Here is a 21,814-nt window from a genome sequence, read left to right on the forward strand (position 1 = left end):
CCGGATCGTGCCTCCATCCTGCCTCGGGCGGCCGAAGGGGTGGTGGCTCCCTAGCCTGGGGCGCCGGTCCGTGATCGCCCCGGCACCCCCTGCGTGAGCGCCACCCCCCTTGCCACCGCTTCCGAGCCCTTGCTCCTCGATGTGGAGGGCATGAAGTGCGGCGGCTGCGTGCGTGCCGTGGAGCAGCGCCTGCTGCAGACCAAGGGCGTGCGCCAGGCCAGCGTCAACCTGCTCACCCGCACGGCCTGGGTCGATCTGGAGCCACGCACCGACGATCCCGATGGCGTCACCGTGGACCCCCTGCCCGCCCTGCTGGGCAGCCTTGAGGGCCTGGGCTTCCAGGCCCGGCTGCGTTCCCAGGCCCTGGAGCCGGCCAGCCAACGGCAGCGGCGTCAGGCCGACCAGTGGTGGCGCCACTGGCGCCAGCTGCTCGTGGCCCTGCTGCTGCTGCTGGTCTCTGGGCTGGGCCACCTGGCAGAGGCCGGCCAGCTGCCCTGGCGCGGTCCTTGGCAGCTGCTGGGCAGCCCCTGGTTCCATGCCCTGGTGGCCACGCTCGCCCTGGCCGTTCCGGGCCGGCCGATCCTGATCCGGGGGGTGCGTTCGGCGCTGGCCGGGGTGCCCGGCATGGACAGCCTGGTGGGGCTGGGCGTGGCCAGCGCCTACCTCTCCAGCCTGGTGGGCTGGCTATGGCCGGCCAGCGGTTGGCCCTGCTACTTCAACGAGCCGGTGATGCTGCTGGGCTTCGTCCTCACCGGTCGCTTCCTCGAGGAACGGGCCCGCTATCGCACCGGTCGGGCCATCGAGGAACTGAGTGCCCTCCAGCCCGACCATGCCCTGCTGCTGCTGGGCGACGGTCCCCCCCGCCAGGTCCGGGTTGGGGGGCTGCGTCCGGGCGACCGGCTGAGGCTGCTGCCTGGGGACCGGGTGCCGGTGGATGGGGTGGTGCTGGAAGGCCGCTCCAGCATGGATGCCTCCAGCCTCACCGGCGAACCCCTGCCGCGCTCCGTGGCTCCTGGCAGTGAGCTGGCCGCCGGCCTGCTCAATCTGGACGGGTCCCTGGTGCTGGAGGTGCAGCGCAGCGGTGCCGAGAGCGCCATTGCCCGCATCGTGCACCTGGTGGAGCGGGCCCAGGCCCGCAAGGCCCCGATCCAGGGGCTGGCCGACCGGATCGCCGGCCGCTTCACCCTGGTGGTGCTGGCCCTGGCGGTGGCCACCCTGCTGTTCTGGTGGTTGTGGGGCAGCCAGCACTGGCCCGAGGTGCTGCTCACGGTCGCTGCAGCCGGCCATGGCGCCCATGGCCATGGGGATGTCGCCAGCCCCGCCACCCCCTTCAGCCTCGGGTTGCAGCTGGCCATCGCCGTGCTGGTGGTGGCCTGTCCCTGCGCCCTGGGTCTGGCCACACCGACGGCCATCACCGTGGGCTCCGGCCTGGCGGCCCGCTCGGGCCTGTTGTTCCGCGGCGGTGACGCCATCGAAACCGCCTCCCGGCTGGAGGCGGTGCTGTTCGACAAAACCGGCACCCTCACCGTCGGTCGCCCCCTGGTGACGGCCGTCCGGGTGATCGGGGCCGCGGCTGGAAGCCCGGCGGAGGCGGCCGAGGCCGAGCGACTGGTGCAGCTGGCGGCCAGCCTTGAGCAGCACAGCCGCCATCCCCTGGCCCACGCCGTCCTTCAGCAGGCCCAGTGCCAGGGGCTGCCCCTGCTGTCCGTCGCCGAGGCCCTGACGCACCCCGGGGAAGGGGTGCAGGGCCAGGTGCAAGGCTCCGGGCAGGTGCAGGTGGGCCGGCTGGCCTGGCTGGCCCGCACCGGTGTGGCGATGAACCCCGGCCTTGAGGCCCTCCAGCAGGACCTGGAGGCCGATGGCGCCAGCCTGCTGGCGGTGGCCAGCGACGGACGGCTGCTGGGACTCCTGGCCGTGGAAGACCAGCCCCGCGCCGATGCCGCCGCCACCCTGGCCAGCCTGCGGCAGCAGGGGCTGCGGCTCGGGCTGCTCAGCGGCGACCGGCGGGCGAGCGTCGAGGGCCTGGGCCGCCGCCTCGGCTTGCGCCCCGAAGAGCTGGCCTGGGACCTGCGGCCCGAGCAGAAGCTGGAACGGCTCCTGCTGGCCCACCGCCAGGGGGCCGTGGCGATGGTGGGGGACGGGGTGAACGATGCGCCCGCCCTGGCCGCCGCCGATCTCGGCATCGCCGTCGGAACGGGCACCCAGATCGCCCAGGAGAGTGCGGCGCTGGTGGTGATGGGCGAGGGCCTCGACGGCATCGTCCGGGCCCTGGAGATCGCCCGGCGCACCATGGCCAAGGTGCGCCAGAACCTGGCCTGGGCCTTCGGCTACAACCTGATCGTGCTGCCGATCGCCGCCGGGGTGCTGCTGCCGGGCTTCGGCCTGCGCCTCTCACCCGAGCTGGCGGCCCTGCTGATGGCCTTCAGTTCCATCACCGTGGTCGGTAATGCCCTGCTGCTGCAGACCAGCCTGAAGGATCGGTCGTCATGAGCGGACGCTTCCTGGTGCTGGAAGGCATCGACGGCTGCGGCAAGTCCACCCAGATCGAGGCCCTGCACGCCTGGCTGCCGGCCAGTGGCCTGATGGCGCCCGGCGCCCGCCTGGTGGTGACGCGGGAACCCGGCGGCACGGCCCTGGGCCAGGCCCTGCGTTCCCTGCTGTTGCGGCCGCCCGAGGCTGCCGCCCCCTGCAGCCTCAGCGAGCTGATGCTCTACGCCGCCGACCGGGCCCAGCATGTGGAGAAGTGCCTGCGTCCGGCCCTGGCCGCCGGCGACTGGGTGCTTTGCGATCGCTTCAGCGGCTCCACCGCCGCCTACCAGGGCTACGGCCGCGGCCTCCCCCTGCCAACGATCCTCCAGCTCGAGGCCCTGGCCACCGGTGGTCTGGCGCCCGATCTCACCCTCTGGCTCGACCTGCCCCTGGCCGGCTCCCTGCGGCGCCGCGGCGATCGGCCCGCCGACCGGATCGAGGCCGCCGGCGAGGCCTTCCTGCAGCGGGTCAGCGATGGCTTCGCCACCCTGGCCGGCCAGAGGGGCTGGCAGCGGGTCGCGGCCGGCGGGCCCATCGAGGAGGTCACGGAGCTCTGCCGCGCCCTGATCAGGGAACACCTGGGCGCCCCCGGGGGGCATGGCCATGGCTGAGCTGTTCGCCGATCTGGTCGGCCAGCCGCAGGCGGTGGGGCTGCTGACGGCCGCCCTCGATCGCCAGAGGCTGGCGCCGGCCTACCTGTTCGTGGGGGCCGATGGGGTGGGCCGCCGATTGGCGGCCCTGCGTCTGCTGGAGGGGGTGCTGGCCGGTGGCACCGCCGGATCGGTGCCGTTGCGGCGGCGCCTGGCGGAGGGCAACCATCCCGACCTGCTCTGGGTCGAGCCCACCTACCTGCACCAGGGCCGGCTGGTGAAGGCCTCCGAGGCCGAGGTCCAGGGGATCAGTCGCCGCAGCCCCCCCCAGCTGCGCCTGGAGCAGGTACGGGAGGTGACCCGTTTCCTGGCCCGCCGCCCGGTGGAGGGGGGCCGCTCCCTGGTGGTGCTGGAGACGGCCGAAGCGATGGCCGAAGCGGCCGCCAATGCCCTGCTCAAGACCCTCGAGGAACCCGGCCACGGCCTGCTGATCCTGCTCACGGCGACCCCGGACCGGCTGCTGAGCACCATCCGCTCCCGCTGCCAGACCATTCCCTTCGCCCGTCTGCCCCCCGCCTTAGTGCGCGAGGTGCTGGAGCGCCTGCCGCTGGCGGATGGGGAACCGCAGGCGCCCATGGCGGATCCCCCTGAATTGCTCGAACTGGCCGCCGGCTCCCCAGGAGCCCTGCTGCGCCACCGACGGGTCTGGCAGGGCCTGCCGGAGGGGCTGGCGGAACGGCTTCTGGCCCTGGGCCGGGAGCCGATGGAGGCCCTGGGCCTCGCCCGGGACCTCAGCGAAGCCCTCGACGGGGAACAGCAGCTCTGGTTGCTCGACTGGTGGCAGCTGCACCTCTGGAGGCAGCGCCTGGAGCCGGCGCCGCTGCGGCGCCTCGAACAGTTGCGCAGCCACCTGCTGGCCTACGTGCAACCCCGGCTGGCCTGGGAGGTGGCCCTGCTCGACCTGGGCCGCTGAGGCGGTAGTGAGCGTCACGGCATGAACCCGCTCCCACATCGCGATGGGCCGAGGAATCAGCCCGCTTCGTTGCTCTTGATCGAGGCCTCCAGCCGAGCCTGCCTGGCGTCGTGGACGATGGTGGCGAGGGGTTCCATCTGATCGTTGGAGGGCAGCTCCAGGCAGTAGCCGGCGCCGTAGACGGTCTTGATGAAGCGGGGCTTGCGGGGGTCGGGTTCAAGCTTGGTGCGCAGGTGCCGAACGTGGACCCGGATCGTTTCGATGTCGTCGTCGGGCTCGTAACCCCAGACCTCCTTCAGGATCAGGGAGGGGGCGACGGTCTGGCCGTGGCGCTGCAGCAGGCAGTGGAGGAGTTCGAACTCCGTATGGGTGAGGCGCACGGGGGCATCGAACCAGATGGCCTCAAAGCGCTCGGGCACGAGGGTGAGGGAGCTGAAGCTGAGGATCTCGTTGTGCTTGGTGGAGAGGGGAGCCCGCTCGCTGCGGCGCAGCAGGGCCTTGACCCTGACCATGAGCTCCTCGAGATCGAAGGGCTTGGTGAGGTAGTCATCGGCGCCCGAATTGAACCCGCTGACCTTGTCCTTGGTGCTGCCGAGGGCGGTGAGCATCAGGATGGGGATCTTGGCCGTGCGCTCGTCGCGCCGCAGACGCTGACAGAGGGTGAGACCGTCGACTTTTGGGAGCATCAGGTCGAGCAGGATGACATCGGGGCTGTACTGAACGGCGAGGGCCTGGCCCTTGATGCCGTCCTCAGCGCGCTGCACGTCGAAGCCCCCGTGCTCGAGATGGCCGGCGACCAGATCGCGCATGTCGCCGTCATCTTCGATGAGCAGGATGGAGGGCTTCATGGGTGGGGTCGTGGCGTCGGTGGTGCTTCTGGAGGGAGCACAAGTGACGGGAGACTACATTTTCGCCGTTTTCGCTGACCCGTGCGGAGATCCCGACGGACCCCGCTCATCAGGCTGCTCCTGCCGCTGTTGTCACAGGGCAGGACGCCCGCAATCGGGTGGATGAAAAAAACTCCCCGGGCGGGATTCGAACCTGCGACCAATCGGTTAACAGCCGACCGCTCTACCACTGAGCTACCGAGGAAAACACCGGAAACCCGGCTCAGATGACCTTACCTTTCGGCCCCGCCGACGGGCAAGGGGGCCAGGGAGCGGCGCAGGCTTGCGCCGCTCTGCCAGGGGCCGATCGCCCCGGCTTCCATGCGGGCGGCCCCGTCGCAGCGCTCAAGTTCCTCAAGGCGGTGGGTGATCCACAGCGCGGTGAGGGGTGCGGCTCCCCGGTGACACAGCCGATGGATCAGCTCCAGCACCTCATTCTGGCTTTCTGGATCCAGCAGGGCCGTGGGTTCATCGAGCAGCAACAGCGACGCGTCGCTGGCCAAGGCGCCGGCAATCGCCAGGCGTTGCTTCTGGCCGCCACTCAGGGTGTGGATGGGACGTTGCTGCAGGCCGCTCAGGCCCACCTGGGCCAGGGCCGAGGCCACCCGGGCGGCACGCTCGCCGGCGTCGAGACCCTCGGGGAGGGCCAGCTGCAGGTCACTGCCGCAACTGGGCAGCAGCAGCTGATGGTCGGGGTTCTGGAACACAAGGGCGGGCCTGCCCTGGCAGGTGATGGTCCCCTCGCTGGGCGTGAGCAGGCCGGTGATCAGACGCAGCAGGGTGCTCTTGCCGCTGCCGTTGCTGCCGACGAGCATCCACAGGCCCGGCCCCGGAATCCGAAGCCGGCACTGGTGAAGGGCCTGACGGCCCTGACCCCAGCCGAAGCTGAGCCCTTCGATGCGTAGGGGCGGCTCGGCCGGCGCAGGCCTTGTCAAGGCTCGAAGCTGAAGCCAGGCCGCTTGCCGCCGCCGGCGACCGCCGACTTCTCATACATCTGGACGGCCACGATCTCACCGCTCAGAAGGCTGACCCGCTTCTGCTCGTCCTTCTCGCAGGTCAGCTCAAGCACCTTGGGGTGGCCGTTCTCGAGGGCCTGACGCACTTCGCCGTAAAGGGCCTGGGCGGCGTCCAGCTCCTTGCGCTGAACGGCAACGGGCATGGGGCTGAGCCGGAGGGAGATCTCGACGACGTACATGTAAGACGGGGAGGGCTGGCCCAGCCACTCTGGCGAATCGTGGGCCACCGAGGAGCCGATGAGTAGTTGTGCTCATTCCTGCGGGGCTGGGCCGCGGTCGGCCGCACAAAAAGGCGGTTGTCTTTTACGATCCTCGTGTAACGCTTCGTGAAGCTCCTCCCATGACGATCGCCTTAGGGCGTGCACCGGCCACCCGTGGATGGTTCGACGTCCTCGACGACTGGCTCAAGCGCGACCGCTTCGTTTTCGTGGGCTGGTCCGGTCTGCTGCTGTTCCCCACGGCCTATCTGGCCCTGGGCGGCTGGCTCACCGGCACCACCTTCGCCACCTCCTGGTACACCCACGGCATTGCCAGCAGCTACCTGGAGGGATGCAACTTCCTCACCGCTGCCGTCAGCACCCCCGCGGATGCCATGGGGCATAGCCTGCTGCTGCTCTGGGGCCCGGAAGCCCAGGGTGACTTCGTGCGCTGGATCCAGCTCGGCGGCCTCTGGCCCTTCGTGGCCCTGCACGGTGCCTTCGCCCTGATCGGCTTCATGCTGCGCCAGTTCGAGATCGCCCGTCTGGTCGGCATCCGCCCTTACAACGCCATCGCCTTCTCCGGCCCGATCGCGGTTTTCGTCAGCGTCTTTCTGATGTACCCGCTGGGTCAGAGCAGCTGGTTCTTCGCTCCCTCCTTCGGGGTGGCGGCGATCTTCCGCTTCCTGCTGTTCCTGCAGGGTTTCCACAACTGGACCCTGAACCCCTTCCACATGATGGGCGTGGCCGGCATCCTCGGCGGTGCCCTCCTCTGTGCCATCCATGGCGCGACGGTGGAGAACACCCTGTTTGAGGACAGCGACCAGGCCAACACTTTCAAGGCGTTCGAGCCCACCCAGGAAGAGGAGACCTACTCGATGGTCACCGCCAACCGCTTCTGGAGCCAGATCTTCGGGATCGCCTTCTCCAACAAGCGCTGGCTGCACTTCTTCATGCTGTTCGTGCCAGTGATGGGTCTGTGGACCAGCAGCATCGGCATCATCGGCCTGGCCCTCAACCTGCGGGCCTACGACTTCGTCAGCCAGGAGATCCGCGCCGCGGAGGATCCTGAATTCGAAACGTTCTACACCAAGAACATCCTGCTCAACGAAGGTCTGCGCGCCTGGATGGCTCCCGCCGACCAGCCGCACGAAAACTTCATCTTCCCTGAAGAGGTTCTGCCCCGCGGCAACGCGCTCTGATCTTTTCCCTTTCATCCACAGGCCCCCTCCCAGGGGCCTTTTTTATTGGCCCCCCTCACCCCCGCTGCTGCGACGATCCGCTCGGCGCTGGCCCAAAAAGCTGGTTACGATGGGCGAGTTCCGTCAGCAGTGACGTGGTGATCGACGGAAACGCCTGATTGGAGTCCATCGCGACTTCCGGCCCTGTGGTGCTCATTCCGTGCAAGCGGATGCAGTGGGTACCACGTCCGGTGTGTTTTGGTGATTCTTCTTTTTCCTGTCGTTTTTCGTTCTCGCCGCAGGCGTCGCCGGCTGGCATCCAACCCACAGGAGGAGGTGTCCATGACCCCAAGTTGTCCCATCAAGGGTCTGCTGATCGCGGAGAATGCCGGCTGATCACGGCTGCTAACTCCTGATCCATCGGTTTCGCGCCAGAGCGGACCCGGCGAGAGCCCCCGACATCGTGTTCCCCAGGTTCCCTGGAGATCACGATGTCGGGGGCATCGTTCATGGAGCGCGCGGTTTCGGGGGCACTCTGTCGGGTCTGATCGCTCTGTCCTGTCAGGCCAGACAGAGAGCGGTTTCAATCAAGCGCCCACCCCTTCACCGTCATTTCCCTGGCGAGCCAGCACCAGCACTCCCACCGCGGTGGGCAGCAGCACGGTGCACACCCGCAGCACCAGGGTGACCGCCAGAGCGGCCGCTCGATCGACGCCGAAGGCCACCGCCAGGCCGATGGCCGTGGCCTCCGCCGTGCCGACCCCTGCCGGCAGGAAGGAAAGGACGCCGCCGAGGGCCATCGCCGTGCGGATCACGGCGGCCTGGGTCAGGGCCAGGGGATCCCCCAGCATCTGGAGGAGGCCCATCAGCGCCGCCGCCTCAATCAGCCACACCAGTGCCGCCAGGGCGGTGCCCACCAGCAGGGGCCAGGGTCGCAGCAGCCGGCGCAGACGGCCCACCGCTCCAAGGGCTTCCCGCAGCAGCCGGGTCAGTCCCCTCCAGCGCCGATGGGCCGGCAGCCGGTCGAGGAACGCTTCCAGGCGTCGCAGGGCGGCGGGGTGGGTCAGCAGCCAGGCGCCGATGGCCAGGGTTCCACCGCCGGCCACAAGGGCAGGCAGGACGCGGCCCCCTAGCCCCCAGGCCAGCACCAGCAGGGCTCCGGCCAGGTCCGTCACCCGCTCCGCCAGGGTCACCCCCACGCCCACCTGCATCGGGATGCCGTGGCGACGCTGCAGCCATAGCCCGCGCAGGGCCTCGCCGCTGCGGCCTGGAGCGGCCACCAGGGCGAGGCCGGCCGCGTAGATCCGGCAGCTGGGACGCCAGGGCAGGGGGTGTCCCAGCTGCCTGAGATAAAACTGCCAGCGCTGAAACAGCAGCAGGTAGCCCAGGGCCACCAGCGCCGCCACCAGTCCCCAGCACCACCAGGGCAGCGCCGCCAGGGAGCGCATCACGTCGGCGAAGCCGAACCAGAAGCTGAGCCCCAGGTAGAGGACCAGGGTGGCCACCAGCCCCAGGAACCAGCGCTTCTGCATCAGCGGCAGGGGCGACGCCGGGGGCACAGACGTGGGGTGCACTCCGGCGCGCTCATGGTGTGAAGCGCAGCTTCTGGGCGGCATAGAGACACATCCTCGCCAGGATCAGCCCCTCCTTCACATGGGCGATGTTGGAGCTGCCATAACTGCGCTCCTGGTACCGCACCGGCACCTCCACGATCTTGAGATTCAGCTTGGAGGCGCCGAAGAGCAGGTCGAAATCGCCGAAGGGGTCGAAGTCGCCGAAGTAGGCCCGCCCGGCCTTGAGGCGCTCGTAGTCGGCCTTCCAGATCACCTTGGTGCCGCAGAGGGTGTCCTTCAGCCGCTGGCGCAGCAGCCAGGAGAAGGCCGCGGCGAAGAAACGGTTGGCGGCCGTGTTCAGCGGTGGCATGGCGGCGCTGGTTCGGGGGTACACCAGCCGGCAGCCATTGACGAACTCCCCCCGTCCCTCGGCCAGGGCCTTGTAGAAGCGGGGCAGGTCTTCGGGGCGCACGGTGAGATCCGCATCCAGGATCATCAGCACCTCCCCTTCGGCCTGATCGAAGCCCAGCCAGACAGCATCCGCCTTGCCGCGGCCGCTCTGGCGCAGGGCGCGCAGCTGCAACGGGCCGCTATAGGCCGCGCAGACCCGCTCGATTTCCGCCCAGGTGTCATCGGAGGAGTGCCCTTCGACGAACAGCACCTCGGTGGCCGACCCCAGCAGGGGCATGCGGTCGATCGCGGCGGCGATGTTGCCCGCCTCGTTGCGGGCCGGGATCACCACACTGACACTGGGCCTGCGCTGGGCCGGGGTGGCAGGACGGGCCACCAGCCAGTGGGTGAGCCCGAACTGCTCCAGCACGGGCAGCTGGCTCAGCCAGCGGTTGGCCAGGGGGGCCAGCAGGGGGATCCGGCGGGGCAGCAGGCAGCGATGGCCCTGCTTGAGCACCTCCCAGCCGGCCAGATCGAGCAGGTTCTGCACGTCCCTGGGGGTGAGCCAGCTCTCGGGGGGCTGGGGTTGCCGCAGACCCAGGCTTTCCGCCGTCTTCAGCAGGGGCTGCCACAGCCAGTTGTGGAAACTCACCACCAGCCGGGTGCGGTCATGGCAGAACGCCGCCAGCCGCTCGATCACCCCCTGGACGTCCTCGAGGGTGTTGAGGGTGTTGGCGACCAGAATCACATCGAAGGGTTCGCTCTCCCCGATCGCCTCCGGGGTGATGGCCGCCGCTTCGGCGCAGACGATGCGCAGATGGGGATGGGCCGCCCGGGCGGCGGCGGCAATGGCGGGGTCGCGCTCGATGCCCACCCCGTGGCTCGGGTGGGTGGCGGCCAGCAGATCCCCCAGACCGCAGCCGATCTCGAGCACCCTCAGGCCCGGAGCGACCAGCACCTGGTGCAGACGGTCCAGGTCCGCGTAATAGGCGCGGTTGCGGCGGTGGAACCGTTGCAGTCCCTCGGGCTCGAGCGTGCCGTTCATCGCAGCAGGGCCAGGGTGCCGGCCACGTCCAGCCGCAGGCCGCTGGCCACGGCCCGCAGCGTCCGCAGGGTGCGGTTGCCGGGGTCGAGTCGGGCGGCGGCATCGAGCGCCACCTGGGCCTGGCCGGGGTGGAAGCGGTAGAGCTGCACGAAGCCGAGGGCCATCAGGGCATGGGGATTGGTGGGTTCGAGGGACACGATGCGCTGCAGGGTGTCGACGGCCCCATCGGCGTGCCGCTGCAGCGCCTGGGCCAGGGCCAGACCATAGAGGTCCTCCAGATCGCCCTCACCGGCGTCGGGCGGGCGCTCCTGGAGCCGGACCTGCAGCAGTCGCTCCCCCTGGGCCAGGTAGGTCTGCTGGGGATCGCGCTGGTTGATCTGTCCCACTTGCTGGAACAGGAGATCCAGATCACCCCGACGCAGCAACCTCCCCAGCGCGAGCAGCTGGTCGATGCGGTTGGGGGGCGCCCCGCTGTCTCGCCCACCGGCGCCGTCAGCACCCGCCGCCACCGTCAGCGTCAGCGGCGCACTGCGCAGGGCCAGCGGGCGCCCCTGGCCGTCGGTGGCGCGGGCCCGCAGCCGGTAGGTCCCGTCGGGCAGCCCGGCCGGCACCACCAGGGCCAGCCGTTCGCGGACCTCCAGGCAGGCCGCCGTGCCGGCGCGCACCATGCCCTGGCCGATGCCGCGGTCGTGGCGCCAGTCCGGCCGCCAGTCGAGCAGCAGCAGGCCGTCCTGCAGCGCCGCCGCCGGCCCCCGCAGGCGGCTCAGCAGCACCGCCTCGCTGCCCGGCCGCAGGGGGGAGGGCGGCTCGACGCTGAGATCCAGCTGGAGGCTGGGATCCGGCCCGCAGGCCACCGGTGTCACCTCCAGGCTGAGCTGCCGCCGCTCGAAGAGTTCGGCGCTGCTGCCGTCGGGCAGGGGCCAGCGGCCGGCGGCCTGGAACGCCGGCGAGCGGCGCACCATCCCATCGAGGGTGGCCTGGCGCGCGTCGCTCATCACCCCTTGATCGCCCCCCTTGAGCAGGAACCAGTCGAAGCCGGCCAGGTCGCCGTCGAGCTGGTCGAGGGGAGCCACGGTCTGGCGGGCGGCGACGCGGAAGTCCTGACGGCGACCTTCGGCGTCGAGGTTGAAGGCGTTCAGGCCCTGGCTGTCGGGCAGCACCGCCAGGGTGGAGAGCTGGTGCGGACTGCGCTGCCGGATCGTGGCAACGATCGCCTCCAGGGGCCAGGAGGGGCCTGAGATGGGGGGGCGCGGCGGGAACCCGGTGGGGTTGGCTGCCAGGGCGAACTGGCTGGCCAGGGCCCCCCAGACCCCGATCCCCAGCACCGCCAGCCGCCAGGCGGTTGTCCAGCGCCCGGCGGCCGAGGCCAGCACGATTCCCAGGCCGAGGCACAGCTGGGGAACCAGGGGCAGCACGAAGCGGAAATCCTTGGTGCTCATCAGGGTGGCCAGCAGCAGGGCCCCGAGCGGAAAGCTCAGCCACCAGGCGATCTGTGGCCAGGGCCAACGGGAGGCTGGGGTGCGGCGGCGGGTCCACCAGCTCAGCAACCCTCCCGCCACCACCACCGCCACCAGGGCGGCCCCGGCCATCGTGGGCAGCAGGCGTGGGTAAAACAGCCAGCCCGCCAGGGTGTTGGCCTCCAGGCCGTCCTGATACAGCACCCCCCACTGGCGGGCCTTGTTGACGGTGGAGAGGATCGTCAACCAGTTCTGGCTCCACCAGGGCCAGGCCATGGCCGTGGCGGCGGCGGCGGCCAGCAGCAGCTGGGCCAGCCGGCCGAAGCGGGTTTTCCGGCCGCGCTGGAGCAGGGGAACGAGGGCCATCCACACCAGGCCCAGCAGGGGCAGCCAGAGCAGCACCAGGCCGGTCGGGCGTGTCAGAACGACGGCCCCGAGGCCCAGGCCGCCGCCCAGGCTCCAGAGCCAGGGGTGCCGGGGGCGGGCGAGCACACGCACGGTCAGCAGCCACCAGGTGGCGGTGAGAACGGCCGTCAGGCTGAAATCGATCAGATAGTCGCTGCGCTGGTTGAGCAGGGCCGGGGAGATGCCGCAGAGAAAGGCGGCCCAGAGGCCGGCGGCCCGGCTGTGGGCCAGACGACCCAGGCCGTACAGGCTCCCCAGCAGCAGCGCCTGGAACAGGCCGTTGGAGAGGATCGCGCTGCCATAGCCAGGCCCCAGCAGGCTGAACACCGGTGCCGTCACCAGATAGGTGAAGGGCCCCCGGTAGGTGGGGGTTTCGGCCCAGAGCCGCTGCCACCAAAGCGGATCCAAGGGAGCGGCCTCGCCGAGTACCTGCCACACCCCCAGGGCGCGGCTCAGGTGTTCCCCCTGATCCCAGGCCGGCGGCTGGTCGTGGCGTTGCAGCCAGAGGACATCAACGAGCAGCCCCGCCAGCCACAACCCCAGCAGGATCCAACCGTCCCGACCGCGCGCCAGCCTCATCGGGCCCTTCCTGACGCTTCGGCTAGCACCCAGGGCTCCAGCTCGGGGGCCTGCAGCCGCACGGGCCATCCGGCCGGCAGCTCCTGACGCCGGATCCACACCCGCTCCCCTGGAGGAACCTGCTCCGGCGCTCCGAGGCGGGACATCAGCCTGGGGCTGGCCAGGGCCACCAGGATCAGCCCCGCGTGTTCCCCGCCGCTCAGGGGCGTGCCGGCGGCGGCGGCAATGGGCCCGGCCGCCAGGGCCGCCGCCGCCTCAGGGCGTGCCAGGGCCTGCCGTTGGAGGGGGCTTCTGTCCGTGAACAGGCCAGCCTGAACGAGCACGGCCAGGGCCAGCCAGGGACCGATCAGCAGGGCCCCCAGTCGGCGCCGGCCACGGCCGCACCAGGGCACCAGGGCCCAGGCCAGCCCCAGGCATCCCGCCGCCACGGCAAACAGAGCCGGCGCCGGCGCGAGGGCGGCCACCCCATTGGCCACCAGGACCCCGGCAGGCGTTCCCGGCCACAGCACCAACGCCGCCACCAGGACCAGGACAACTCCCAGGCCACCAATGCCCAGGCTGGCCCAGCGGCCAGGTTTGCCGTCTCCGCGGCTCCAGGAGCGCAGGCCGGCTGTTGCCGCCAGGGCGACAAAAGGGGTGAGCTGCAACCCGTAATAGGTGGTCTTGGTACGGAAGGCGCTGAGAAGAAGCAGCATCAGCAGCGGATAGAGGAGTAACAGCAGGCGCCGGGTCCGGTCCATGGGCGCGCCCAGCCAGCCGCACCAGCCCGCCAGGGCGAACAGGCTCCAGGGGAACGTGTTGGCTGGCAGGCTCCAGAGGTAATAGAGCGGACCGGCGCTGTAGACGTCGCTCTCCGAGAGGTAGAGCAGCTTCTGCCAAAGGCCCGCCACCACCGGCAGACCGAGCACCTTCAGACTCAGGCCCAGCCAGAGGGCCACCGGCAGCCAGCCCAGGGTGAGGCTGAGCCAGAAGGCGGGCCGGCGCAGCACGGGCCGGCGCTCCAGCAGGGCCAAGGGCAGCAGGGCCAGCACGGGGAGCGCCACCATGAAGCCCTTGATCAGGAAGGCCGGGCCGATCCAGAGTCCGGCCAGAATCGTCCAGTGCCGTTGAGGGCTGTCACCGGCCCTCAGCAGGGCCAGGATTCCCAGCAGCTCCAGGGCCAGCAGCGGCATGTCCTGGCCGGCCAGGTGGGCATAGTCGAGCCACAGGGGGGTGAGCGCCAGCACGGCCGCAGCGAGCCAGCCGCTGCGCTCGCCACCCAGCAGTTGCCGGGCCAGGGCCGCCGTCAGCAGCAGGGAGGCCACGGCGGCGACCAGGGACGGCAGATGGGCCACCCAGGAGGCCACGCCCAGCAGCCGGTAGGCCGCGGCGATCAGCCAGGGCAGGCCGATGCTGCGATCGAAGACGACCTGGTCCCACCAGGGGGGAGCCAGCCACTGGCCGCTCTCGGTGATCCAGCGGGCCTGCAGGGCGTAGTAGCCCTCGTCGTGGGCCAGGAAGCTGCGCGGCGCCGCCGTCAGCAACAGGGGCAGGAAGGGCAGCGTCGCCCACAGGGCCTTCATGGGCGGCACTCTGGCAGCACCCCCGGGTACCGGACGTTGTGTTTTCTGGCACATGGTGACTGGATGGTCAGGCCCACCTGGGTGATTGTGCGACAGGCGCATTGCGCCATTTCCGTGTGAGGAACCCATGAAACTCTTCCAGCAACTGCTGGTTGCACCTGCAGCCCTTGGCCTGCTCGCCCCTGTGGCGGTCCAGGCCGCTGAGCTCAACATCGATGGCGTCAACAAGTACGCCGCCGAGGAGCAAGTCACCAGCATCAACCAGTTTTCCGACGTCAAGCCCACCGACTGGGCCTTCCAGGCGCTGTCGAACCTGATCGAGCGCTACGGCTGCGTCGCCGGCTACCCGAACGGCACCTACAAAGGCGGCCAGGCCATGACCCGCTACGAAGCGGCGGCCCTGCTGAACGCCTGTCTCGACCGGATCACCGAAGTGACCGACGAGCTCAAGCGCCTGATGGCCGAGTTCGAGAAGGAACTCGCCGTGCTGCGCGGCCGAGTCGATGGCCTGGAGGCCAAGGTGGGTGAGCTCGAGGCCACCCAGTTCTCCACCACCACGAAGCTGACCGGTAAGGCCACCTTCATCATGGGTGCCAACAGCTACGGCGGTAACGCCCGAATCAGCCCTGCGGCTTCTGCTTTCTTCGGGACTTCGGCCGCCACAATCGCTCCTAACGGTGTGATCACTCCTGGTGTTCCGATCCTCCCCGTTGGGAGTTCCTGGTCGAATCGGGCCAATCAGGCCCAGGGCGCCACGGCGTTCAACTACGACATCCAACTCAACTTCGACACCAGCTTCACCGGCAAGGACCTGCTGCGCACCCGCCTGCGCGCCGGTAACTTCGCTGATGGCCCATGGGCCGGCGGTCCGGTCGTTGGCCTGAACGCCACGGAAATTGCCTTCGAAGAGAACTGCGGCACCGGCGCCGACTGCGGTGACGTGGTCGCCATCAACCGCCTCTTCTACCAGTTCCCCCTGGGCAGCAACTTCACCGCCACCGTCGGTGGCCGCGTGCGTCAGGACGACATGCTCGCCGTGTGGCCTTCTGCCTACCCGGCTGACACCGTCCTCGATATCTTCACCTACGCCGGTGCTCCCGGTGCCTACAGCCTCAACCTGGGTGCTGGTGGTGGTCTGTGGTGGAAGAGCGGCGGCTTCAGCGTCAGCGCCAACTACGTTTCCGCCAACGGTGACTCGGGTAACCCGATCGCTGGTACCGCCAACTGCGGTGGCATCGGCAACGCCTGTTCCGCCCAGACGGGCACGGCCCAAGTCGCTTACACCGGCTCCAACTGGGGTCTCGCGGCGGCCTACACCTACTCCTCGGGTGGTGCAGGTACCTATGCCGGCAACGCCACGCCTCTGGCCAACACCCTCTTCTTGAACGCGAACGCCACCAACTCGGTGGGCATCAGCGGCTACTGGCAGCCCAGCAACTCCGGTTGGGTTCCCTCCATCAGCACCGGCTGGGGCATCAACACCAACAACTTCAACGGCACCAACTTCGCCGACGGGGGGATCGTCTCCACCACCGGGATCACGAAGGCCACCAGCCAGTCCTGGTACGTGGGTCTGCAGTGGGATGACGTGTTCATCAAGGGCAACGCCGCCGGTATGGCCGTCGGTCAGCCCACCTTCCTCACGGCTGTCAGCGGTGGCAACGCCGTCTTCGGTGGTCCTGCCACCGCCACCGCCATTGTTGATGGCAACTATGCCTGGGAGTGGTGGTACAAGTTCCAGGTCACCGACAACATCAGCGTGACTCCGGCCCTCTACTACCTGAGTGCTCCTCTAGGTCAGGTCTCCAAGAACGTCGGTATTGGCGGCGTTCCTACTGGTGCTGGCGGAAGCGATTTCAACAACTTCGGCGCCTTCGTCAAGACCACCTTCAAGTTCTGATCCTTCAGGATCAATCCCCCTCACAAACTGTCCTCCCACGGGCCCGGCTGCTTTCAGCCGGGCTTTTTTGTGTCGGCCAACCATCTGATTCCGGCCGTTGACGTGAAGGTTGCTTCGAGCTGGCTTGCCGCTTGCAGGCCAAGAAACAAGCCGTAGATTTCGCCTTGTTCCAGAAAGGAACAGCACTCCTTAGTGTGTGAGGAATCGAGCGCTATGGCTGCGTCGCCGGCTACCCGGACGGCACCGACAAAGGCGGCCAGGCCATGACCCGGTTTGAGGCGGCGGCCCTGCTGAACGCCTGCCTCGACCGGATCACGGAAGTGACCGACGAGCTGAAGCGGCTGATGGCCGAGTTCGAGAAGGAACTCGCCGTGCTGCGCGGCCGGGTGGATGGCCTGGAGGCCTGGGTGGGTGAGCTGGAAGCGGCCCAGTTCTCCACCACCACCAAGCTGACCGGTAAGGCCAGCTTCAGCATCGGCCCCATCGGCGACGGCGTGGGCGATGTCCCCAACACCTGGGCGAACCAGGCGTGTCAGACCCAGGGCGCCACGGCGTTCAACGACGACATCCAGCTCAACGTCGACACGAGCTTCACCGGCAAGGACCTGCTGCGCACCCGCCTGCGCGCCGGTCACTCTGCCCAGTCTCCCTTCGGCGGCCCCAGCGTCGGCCTGAACGCCTCGGAAGCCGGCTTCGAAGTGTTCTGCGGCACCCCCAACTGCGGTGGCATCGGCAACGCCTGTTCCGCCCAGACGGGTACGGCCCAGATCGCCAGCACCGTTTCCAACTGGGGAATCGCGGCGGCTTACACCGACTCTTCGGGCGGTGCCGGCCCCTACAGCGGCAACGGCACGCCGCTGGCCACGATCTTCCAGACCACCGCCACCGCTAGCGTGGATGGCAACTACGCCTGGGAGTGGTGGTCCAAGTTTCAGGTCACCGACAACATCAATGGCAACGACTTCAATAACTCCGGCGGCTTCCTCAAGACCACTTTCAAGTTCTGATCCTTCAGGATCCCTTTCTCCTCACACCAACCTCAACGTTTACCGGCTGCTGTGCAGCCGGTTTTTTTCGTCCCTGTGACCGGAACCGATTCCGTCCCCGCTCTCTGGTGGTGGCCGTTGGGCATCCTGCCGCGGGGCTTGCCCCTGTTGATGGCAGGACCAGTAAGACCCTTCCTGCGAGGTCCTCTGGCGCCCCGGGCCAGTCGAGCGGCGTGCGCGGCGGTCCGATCCAGGTCCACTTCCGCTTCTGATTCTTCCTCCCACCGCTTCAGCACCGGTTCGAGCGGGGCGTTCGGCGGGCCCCCTGCCCCGTCATGTCAGCTGCGATACAAGCCGGTGTGATGCGGCCTTGCTGCGGGGCCTATGGATTCCGATACCTTTGCGCCTTCCCCTTCGCGGGAATTCCTCTTTTGGTGTGAGGACCAATGAAACCCTTCCAGCAACTTCTGCTGGCGCCGGTAGCCCTTGGGCTGCTGTCGCCACTTGCCGCTTCCGCCGGTGAGATCGCCCCCACCCAGAGGGCAGAGATCTCCACCTACATGGAGCAGCAGGACATCGATCGCTTCAAGGCCTGGGAAGCTCAGAACCAGGTCACGAGCGTCAACCAGTTTTCCGACGTCAAGCCCACCGACTGGGCTTTCCAGGCCCTTTCCAACCTGGTGGATCGTTACGGCTGCGTCGCCGGCTATCCCAATGGCACCTTCAAGGGCGGCCAGGCCATGACCCGGTTTGAGGCGGCGGCCCTGCTGAACGCCTGCCTCGACCGCATCACGGAAGTGACCGACGAGCTCAAGCGGCTGATGGACGAGTTCGAGAAGGAACTCGCCGTGCTGCGCGGCCGGGTGGATGGCCTGGAGGCCAAGGTGGGTGAGCTGGAAGCCACCCAGTTCTCCACCACCACCAAGCTCCAGGGTGATGCCGTCTTCGTGATCGGCGCCAACAGCTTCGGCGGCAGCCAGGGCAACCCGAACACCGCGGCCTTCCTGCCCTTGGGTGCTAACCCCAACAGTGCGTTGCCGGCCACCAACGCCAATGCGAACCGCTTCCCCGCCAACAATCGCCGCGACTGGGGGGGCACGGTGTTCAACTATGACCTCCGCCTCAACCTCCTCACCAGCTTCACCGGTAAGGACCTGCTCTACACCCGTCTGCGGGCCGGCAACTTCCAGAACAGCCCCTTCGGAGGCAACCCCTACAACCTGATGGCCCTGGATCGGGCCTTCTCCTCCAACGTGGGCAGTGCTGCCGGCAGCACCGGCAACGACATCGTTTCTATCGATCGTCTGTACTACCGCTTCCCGATCGGCCGCGACTTCACGGCCCTTCTCGGCGCCAAAGCCCGGAACACCGAGTTCCTGGCCGTGACGCCCTGGTTTTACAACAGCGGCATCCTTGATGTCTTCACCCTGCACGGTGCCCCCGGCACCTACAACAAGGCCACCGGTTCCACCTTCGGCCTGATGTGGAAACAGAACGTCAAAAAAGGTAAGCCCTTCTTTGCTCTTTCGACGGCTTACGTCGCCCCCAGGGGCGACAACGGCAACCCCAACCAGGGTGGTCTGCTGACTGAGCGCAGTGGCGGCACCTGGACCACCCAGGCCGGCATCGCTGGCAAGCAATGGCGTTTCGCCTTTGCCTGGAGCTATGTCCAGTGTGGAACCAACTTCCGCAGGGGCACCCAGTTCGCCCAGCCTGGCGTGGACTGCACCAACATCACCACCCCCGCTGGAATCGAGAACAACGGCGGCAGTGCCTCCTACTCCAACAACTTCGCCACGACCCTGGCCTGGCAGCCCAAAAAGAGCGGCTGGCTCCCCTCCATCAACCTGGGCTGGGGCTACAACGCCTTGACCCAGCCGGAGCTGAACCCACTGACCTCCGCGGTTCGGGTCGGACGCACCACGGTGAACCTTCCCAACGGCTTCAGCCGGGTCCCCACCTTCAGTGAGTCGACCAACCGCGCCGCCAGCCAGTCCTGGAGCGTGGGCCTGCAATGGTCCGACGTGTTCATGAAGGGCAATGCCCTCGGCATGGCTGTGGGTCAGCCGGTGTTCGCCACCTCGCTGCGCAACGGCGAAACCCCCCAGGACGGCAACTACGCCTGGGAGTGGTGGTATCGGTTCCAGGTCACCGACAACATCAGCGTGACCCCGGCTCTGTTCTATCTGAGCCGCCCCAACGGTCAGTTCACCACCGCTGGCCAGTCGAGCAGCGTGCTCGGCGCCCTGATCCAGACCCAGTTCAAGTTCTGATCCTCCGGTTTCACCCTTCCTCACAACCCCCTGCCCCCCCTCAAGGGGGGCTTTTTTTTGGACGCCGGCGGGCTGGCCCATCGGCGATGCTGGGTCCAGACGGCGCTGCCAGCGCATGGCCAGGACCCCAGCCGACCACTACGCCACCCTTGGGGTCCCCCCCGGGGCCACCACCGCCGAGATCAAGGCCGCCTACCGAGCCCTCGTCAAACGGCATCACCCGGATGCCGGCGGTGATCAGCGCACGATCCTGGCCCTCAATGCCGCCTGGGAGGTGCTCAGGGACGGCGACCGTCGCCGCCATTACGACCACGGCTCCGGCCTGGGGGTGGCGGTTCCGCCGCGCCCCGGTGGACATGGTTCAGGCCCACGCCGTGGCGCCGGGGCGGCCAGCGACGAGGAACTTCTGGGCTGGCTCCAGCAGGTGTACGTGCCGATTGATCGGTTGATCGGCCAGGTGATCAACCCCTTCCCGGCCCAGCTGCGCTCCCTGGCGGCCGACCCCTACGACGACGAGCTGATGGAGGTCTTCTGCGCCTTTCTCGAACAGAGCCGCTCGCGGATGGAGAAAGTGGAAGCCCTCTACCGCTCCCGGGCCTGCCCGGCGGCGGCGAGGGGATTCGGCCTCAGCCTCTACCACTGCCTCAGCCAGGTGCAGGATGCCCTGGTGGAGCTGGAGCGTTACACCATGGGCTACGTGGACAGCTACCTGCATGACGGCAAGGAGATGCTGCGCGAAGCCCGGCTGCGCCGCAGCCGGCTGAAGGAGGAACGGCGCCGGGTGGAGCTTTAGGCGGCGGGCATCGCCTCGAGCTGGTCGAGCCGCAACCACACATCAGGAACGGGCCGGCTCCAGCGCAGCTGGGCGTAACTCCCCTGGATGGCAAGGATCTCCCCGGGCCCCTCAAACAGGTAGCTAGGGGCCACCGGATCACTGGCTCCCGCCTCAAGGCTGTTGGTGTAGGCCGTCCTGTTCACCCTTACCAGGGCACCCTTCTTGAGGCTCAAGGCAGCGGCAGGCGTGGAGTCAGCCATCTTGGGAAGGTGCGATCGGCCCAGGGTAGGGCTGCCGGAACCTAACCTCGGCACTGGACTGCGACGGACCTGTAGGCATGCGATTGCTTCTGCTCGGATGCACGGGTTTCGTCGGCCGGGAGCTGGTGCCGTTCCTGCTCAATCTTGGTCACCAGCTCACCCTGGTGAGCCGGCGGCCCCGGCCGGCCAGCGAGGCGGCCGATCCCAGGATCACCAACCTCTGCTTCGATCTTGCCGATCCGGCCAGCTGGTGCCAGCCCCCGTTGCTCGAGGCCCTGGCAGCGGCCGATGGGGTGGTCAACCTGGCCGGGGAGTCGATTGCCGATCAGCGCTGGACGCCTGCCTACCGCCAGCGCCTGCTCGATAGCCGCCTGGTCACCACCTCGCAGCTGGTGCGGGCGATGGCGGGGCTGGCCAAGCCTCCCTCGGTGCTGGTGAGCGGATCGGCGGTGGGCTACTACGGCACGAGCCTGGACGGGTGCTTCACGGAAGCCAGCCCGCCGGGCGACGATTTCCTGGCCCGACTCTGCGCCCGCTGGGAAGCCGCCACCCAGGTCGCCCCTGAGGCCTGCCGCGTTGTGGTGTTGCGGGTCGGCATCGTCATCGGAGCCGATGGCGGGGCCCTCGGCAAGATGCTGCCCGTGTTTCGGGCCGGGTTCGGCGGGCCGGTGGGCAGCGGCCAGCAATGGATGAGCTGGATTCAACGCCACGATCTCTGCCGGCTGATCGCCACTGCCCTGGAAGACGTCGCCTACGCCGGCCCCTATAACGCCGTGGCACCGGAGCCCACCCGGATGGCGATTTTCGCCTCCACCCTCGGCCGCGTCCTGGGACGGCCCAGCCTGCTGCCCGTGCCTGGCCCCCTGCTGCAACTGCTGCTCGGTGATGGCGCCAAGGTGGTGCTGGAGGGGCAGCAGGTCAGGCCCGAACGGCTGCTCGCCCAGGGCTTCCACTTCCAGTTCACCGACCTCAGCGCTGCCCTCGCCGCTGCCACCAGCCCAGAGCACCGCTGAGCAGCGCTGCGGCCATCAGCAGGCCGATCGCCGGGGTGAACAGCGGTTGCCACAGCTGCTGGAAGAGTTCCAGGGGCCCGTCCAGCTGCTGGCCATGCAGCACCACCGCTACGGCGAAGAAGAGGGCTCCGGCCAGCACGAGGAAGACATCGGCCACCAGCACGATGTCGAGGACGCGGCGCAGCTGGGCGCCGGGGCCCGTGGCGGGAGTGCTCATGCCGTTGGGGTGAACCGGGAGGAGGC

At 68.8% G+C, this 21,814-nt stretch carries 18 protein-coding genes, 1 tRNA gene and 1 pseudogene; 9 read left to right on the forward strand and 11 right to left on the reverse strand.

From position 1 onward, the window contains the following. Positions 1 to 93: 93 nt before the first annotated feature. The 3 genes from KBZ33_RS06505 to KBZ33_RS06515 are packed head-to-tail and all read left to right on the forward strand — an operon-like array spanning position 94 to position 4,092. Positions 94 to 2,490: a cation-translocating P-type ATPase gene (locus tag KBZ33_RS06505; RefSeq protein ID WP_254951479.1), complete on the forward strand. Its 2,397-nt coding sequence runs from the start codon at positions 94 to 96 to the stop codon at positions 2,488 to 2,490. After that, positions 2,487 to 3,140: a dTMP kinase gene (tmk, locus tag KBZ33_RS06510; protein WP_254951477.1), complete on the forward strand. Its 654-nt coding sequence runs from the start codon at positions 2,487 to 2,489 to the stop codon at positions 3,138 to 3,140. Before KBZ33_RS06505 ends, tmk begins: the two co-directional genes overlap by 4 nt. After that, the gene (locus KBZ33_RS06515; RefSeq protein WP_254951475.1) at positions 3,133 to 4,092 is read left to right on the forward strand and encodes a DNA polymerase III subunit delta'; all 960 of its coding nucleotides are present in this window, start codon (positions 3,133 to 3,135) and stop codon (positions 4,090 to 4,092) included. The genes tmk and KBZ33_RS06515 overlap by 8 nt, the downstream gene beginning before the upstream one ends. A gap of 56 nt (positions 4,093 to 4,148) precedes the next feature. Here KBZ33_RS06515 and KBZ33_RS06520 read toward each other — a convergent pair whose 3' ends face one another. The 4 genes from KBZ33_RS06520 to KBZ33_RS06535 all read right to left on the reverse strand — a co-directional run bounded on the left by KBZ33_RS06520 (position 4,149) and on the right by KBZ33_RS06535 (position 6,174). Beyond that, positions 4,149 to 4,940: a response regulator transcription factor gene (locus tag KBZ33_RS06520; protein WP_254951473.1), complete on the reverse strand. Its 792-nt coding sequence runs from the start codon at positions 4,938 to 4,940 to the stop codon at positions 4,149 to 4,151. 172 nt (positions 4,941 to 5,112) lie between these two features. Further along, positions 5,113 to 5,184: transfer RNA gene (locus KBZ33_RS06525), tRNA-Asn, on the reverse strand. Positions 5,185 to 5,212: 28 nt separating this feature from the next. After that, positions 5,213 to 5,914 (reverse strand): ABC transporter ATP-binding protein, encoded by a 702-nt coding sequence (locus KBZ33_RS06530; protein ID WP_254951472.1) that lies wholly within the window; start codon positions 5,912 to 5,914, stop codon positions 5,213 to 5,215. Beyond that, positions 5,911 to 6,174 carry a hypothetical protein gene (locus KBZ33_RS06535; RefSeq protein WP_254951628.1) on the reverse strand — a complete coding sequence of 88 codons (264 nt, stop codon included), beginning with the start codon at positions 6,172 to 6,174 and terminating at the stop codon, positions 5,911 to 5,913. The genes KBZ33_RS06530 and KBZ33_RS06535 overlap by 4 nt, the downstream gene beginning before the upstream one ends. A 161-nt stretch (positions 6,175 to 6,335) precedes the next feature. Here KBZ33_RS06535 and psbD point away from each other — a divergent pair, with 161 nt between their 5' ends. Beyond that, a complete protein-coding gene (gene psbD / locus KBZ33_RS06540; RefSeq protein ID WP_015108802.1) occupies positions 6,336 to 7,394 on the forward strand; it encodes a photosystem II D2 protein (photosystem q(a) protein) in 1,059 nt (352 codons plus the stop codon). Positions 7,395 to 7,449: 55 nt separating this feature from the next. Here the strand turns inward: psbD and KBZ33_RS06545 are convergent, their stop codons facing one another. The 5 genes from KBZ33_RS06545 to KBZ33_RS06565 all read right to left on the reverse strand — a co-directional run bounded on the left by KBZ33_RS06545 (position 7,450) and on the right by KBZ33_RS06565 (position 14,364). Then, the gene (locus KBZ33_RS06545) at positions 7,450 to 7,692 is read right to left on the reverse strand and encodes a hypothetical protein (protein WP_254951470.1); all 243 of its coding nucleotides are present in this window, start codon (positions 7,690 to 7,692) and stop codon (positions 7,450 to 7,452) included. A 268-nt stretch (positions 7,693 to 7,960) separates the two neighbouring features. Next, positions 7,961 to 8,947, reverse strand: a complete 987-nt coding sequence (locus KBZ33_RS06550; protein WP_254951468.1) for a lysylphosphatidylglycerol synthase transmembrane domain-containing protein — start codon at positions 8,945 to 8,947, stop codon at positions 7,961 to 7,963. 10 nt (positions 8,948 to 8,957) lie between these two features. Further along, positions 8,958 to 10,361, reverse strand: coding sequence for a glycosyltransferase (locus tag KBZ33_RS06555; protein WP_254951467.1), 1,404 nt, complete (start codon positions 10,359 to 10,361; stop codon positions 8,958 to 8,960). Next, positions 10,358 to 12,802, reverse strand: coding sequence for a hypothetical protein (locus KBZ33_RS06560; RefSeq protein ID WP_254951466.1), 2,445 nt, complete (start codon positions 12,800 to 12,802; stop codon positions 10,358 to 10,360). The genes KBZ33_RS06555 and KBZ33_RS06560 overlap by 4 nt, the downstream gene beginning before the upstream one ends. Then, complete coding sequence (locus KBZ33_RS06565) at positions 12,799 to 14,364, reverse strand: glycosyltransferase family 39 protein (RefSeq protein ID WP_254951464.1); 1,566 nt, start codon at positions 14,362 to 14,364, stop codon at positions 12,799 to 12,801. Before KBZ33_RS06565 ends, KBZ33_RS06560 begins: the two co-directional genes overlap by 4 nt. Before the next feature lie 127 nt (positions 14,365 to 14,491). Here KBZ33_RS06565 and KBZ33_RS06570 point away from each other — a divergent pair, with 127 nt between their 5' ends. From KBZ33_RS06570 to KBZ33_RS06585, 4 genes and pseudogenes are all read left to right on the forward strand, one after another. Beyond that, positions 14,492 to 16,264 (forward strand): iron uptake porin, encoded by a 1,773-nt coding sequence (locus KBZ33_RS06570; protein ID WP_254951462.1) that lies wholly within the window; start codon positions 14,492 to 14,494, stop codon positions 16,262 to 16,264. A gap of 203 nt (positions 16,265 to 16,467) precedes the next feature. Next, positions 16,468 to 17,178: pseudogene (locus tag KBZ33_RS06575) on the forward strand (iron uptake porin); the annotation flags it as partial. A gap of 518 nt (positions 17,179 to 17,696) precedes the next feature. After that, positions 17,697 to 19,523 carry an iron uptake porin gene (locus KBZ33_RS06580; protein WP_254951460.1) on the forward strand — a complete coding sequence of 609 codons (1,827 nt, stop codon included), beginning with the start codon at positions 17,697 to 17,699 and terminating at the stop codon, positions 19,521 to 19,523. Between the two features lie 115 nt (positions 19,524 to 19,638). After that, positions 19,639 to 20,316, forward strand: coding sequence for a J domain-containing protein (locus KBZ33_RS06585; protein WP_254951459.1), 678 nt, complete (start codon positions 19,639 to 19,641; stop codon positions 20,314 to 20,316). On the opposite strand, the gene KBZ33_RS06590 is transcribed toward KBZ33_RS06585, so the two are convergent. Beyond that, a complete protein-coding gene (locus KBZ33_RS06590) occupies positions 20,313 to 20,558 on the reverse strand; it encodes an NAD(P)H-quinone oxidoreductase subunit O (protein WP_254951457.1) in 246 nt (81 codons plus the stop codon). The two genes, KBZ33_RS06585 and KBZ33_RS06590, sit on opposite strands and share 4 nt — an antisense overlap. Before the next feature lie 77 nt (positions 20,559 to 20,635). Between KBZ33_RS06590 and KBZ33_RS06595 the strand changes: the two genes are divergently transcribed. After that, positions 20,636 to 21,571, forward strand: a complete 936-nt coding sequence (locus tag KBZ33_RS06595) for a TIGR01777 family oxidoreductase (protein ID WP_254951454.1) — start codon at positions 20,636 to 20,638, stop codon at positions 21,569 to 21,571. Here KBZ33_RS06595 and KBZ33_RS06600 read toward each other — a convergent pair. Further along, positions 21,528 to 21,788: a hypothetical protein gene (locus KBZ33_RS06600; RefSeq protein ID WP_254951453.1), complete on the reverse strand. Its 261-nt coding sequence runs from the start codon at positions 21,786 to 21,788 to the stop codon at positions 21,528 to 21,530. The genes KBZ33_RS06595 and KBZ33_RS06600 overlap by 44 nt on opposite strands. Positions 21,789 to 21,814: the final 26 nt, after the last annotated feature.

It is taken from the genome of Cyanobium sp. Cruz-8D1 (assembly GCF_024345975.1).
In the GTDB taxonomy this organism is placed as follows: domain Bacteria; phylum Cyanobacteriota; class Cyanobacteriia; order PCC-6307; family Cyanobiaceae; genus Cyanobium.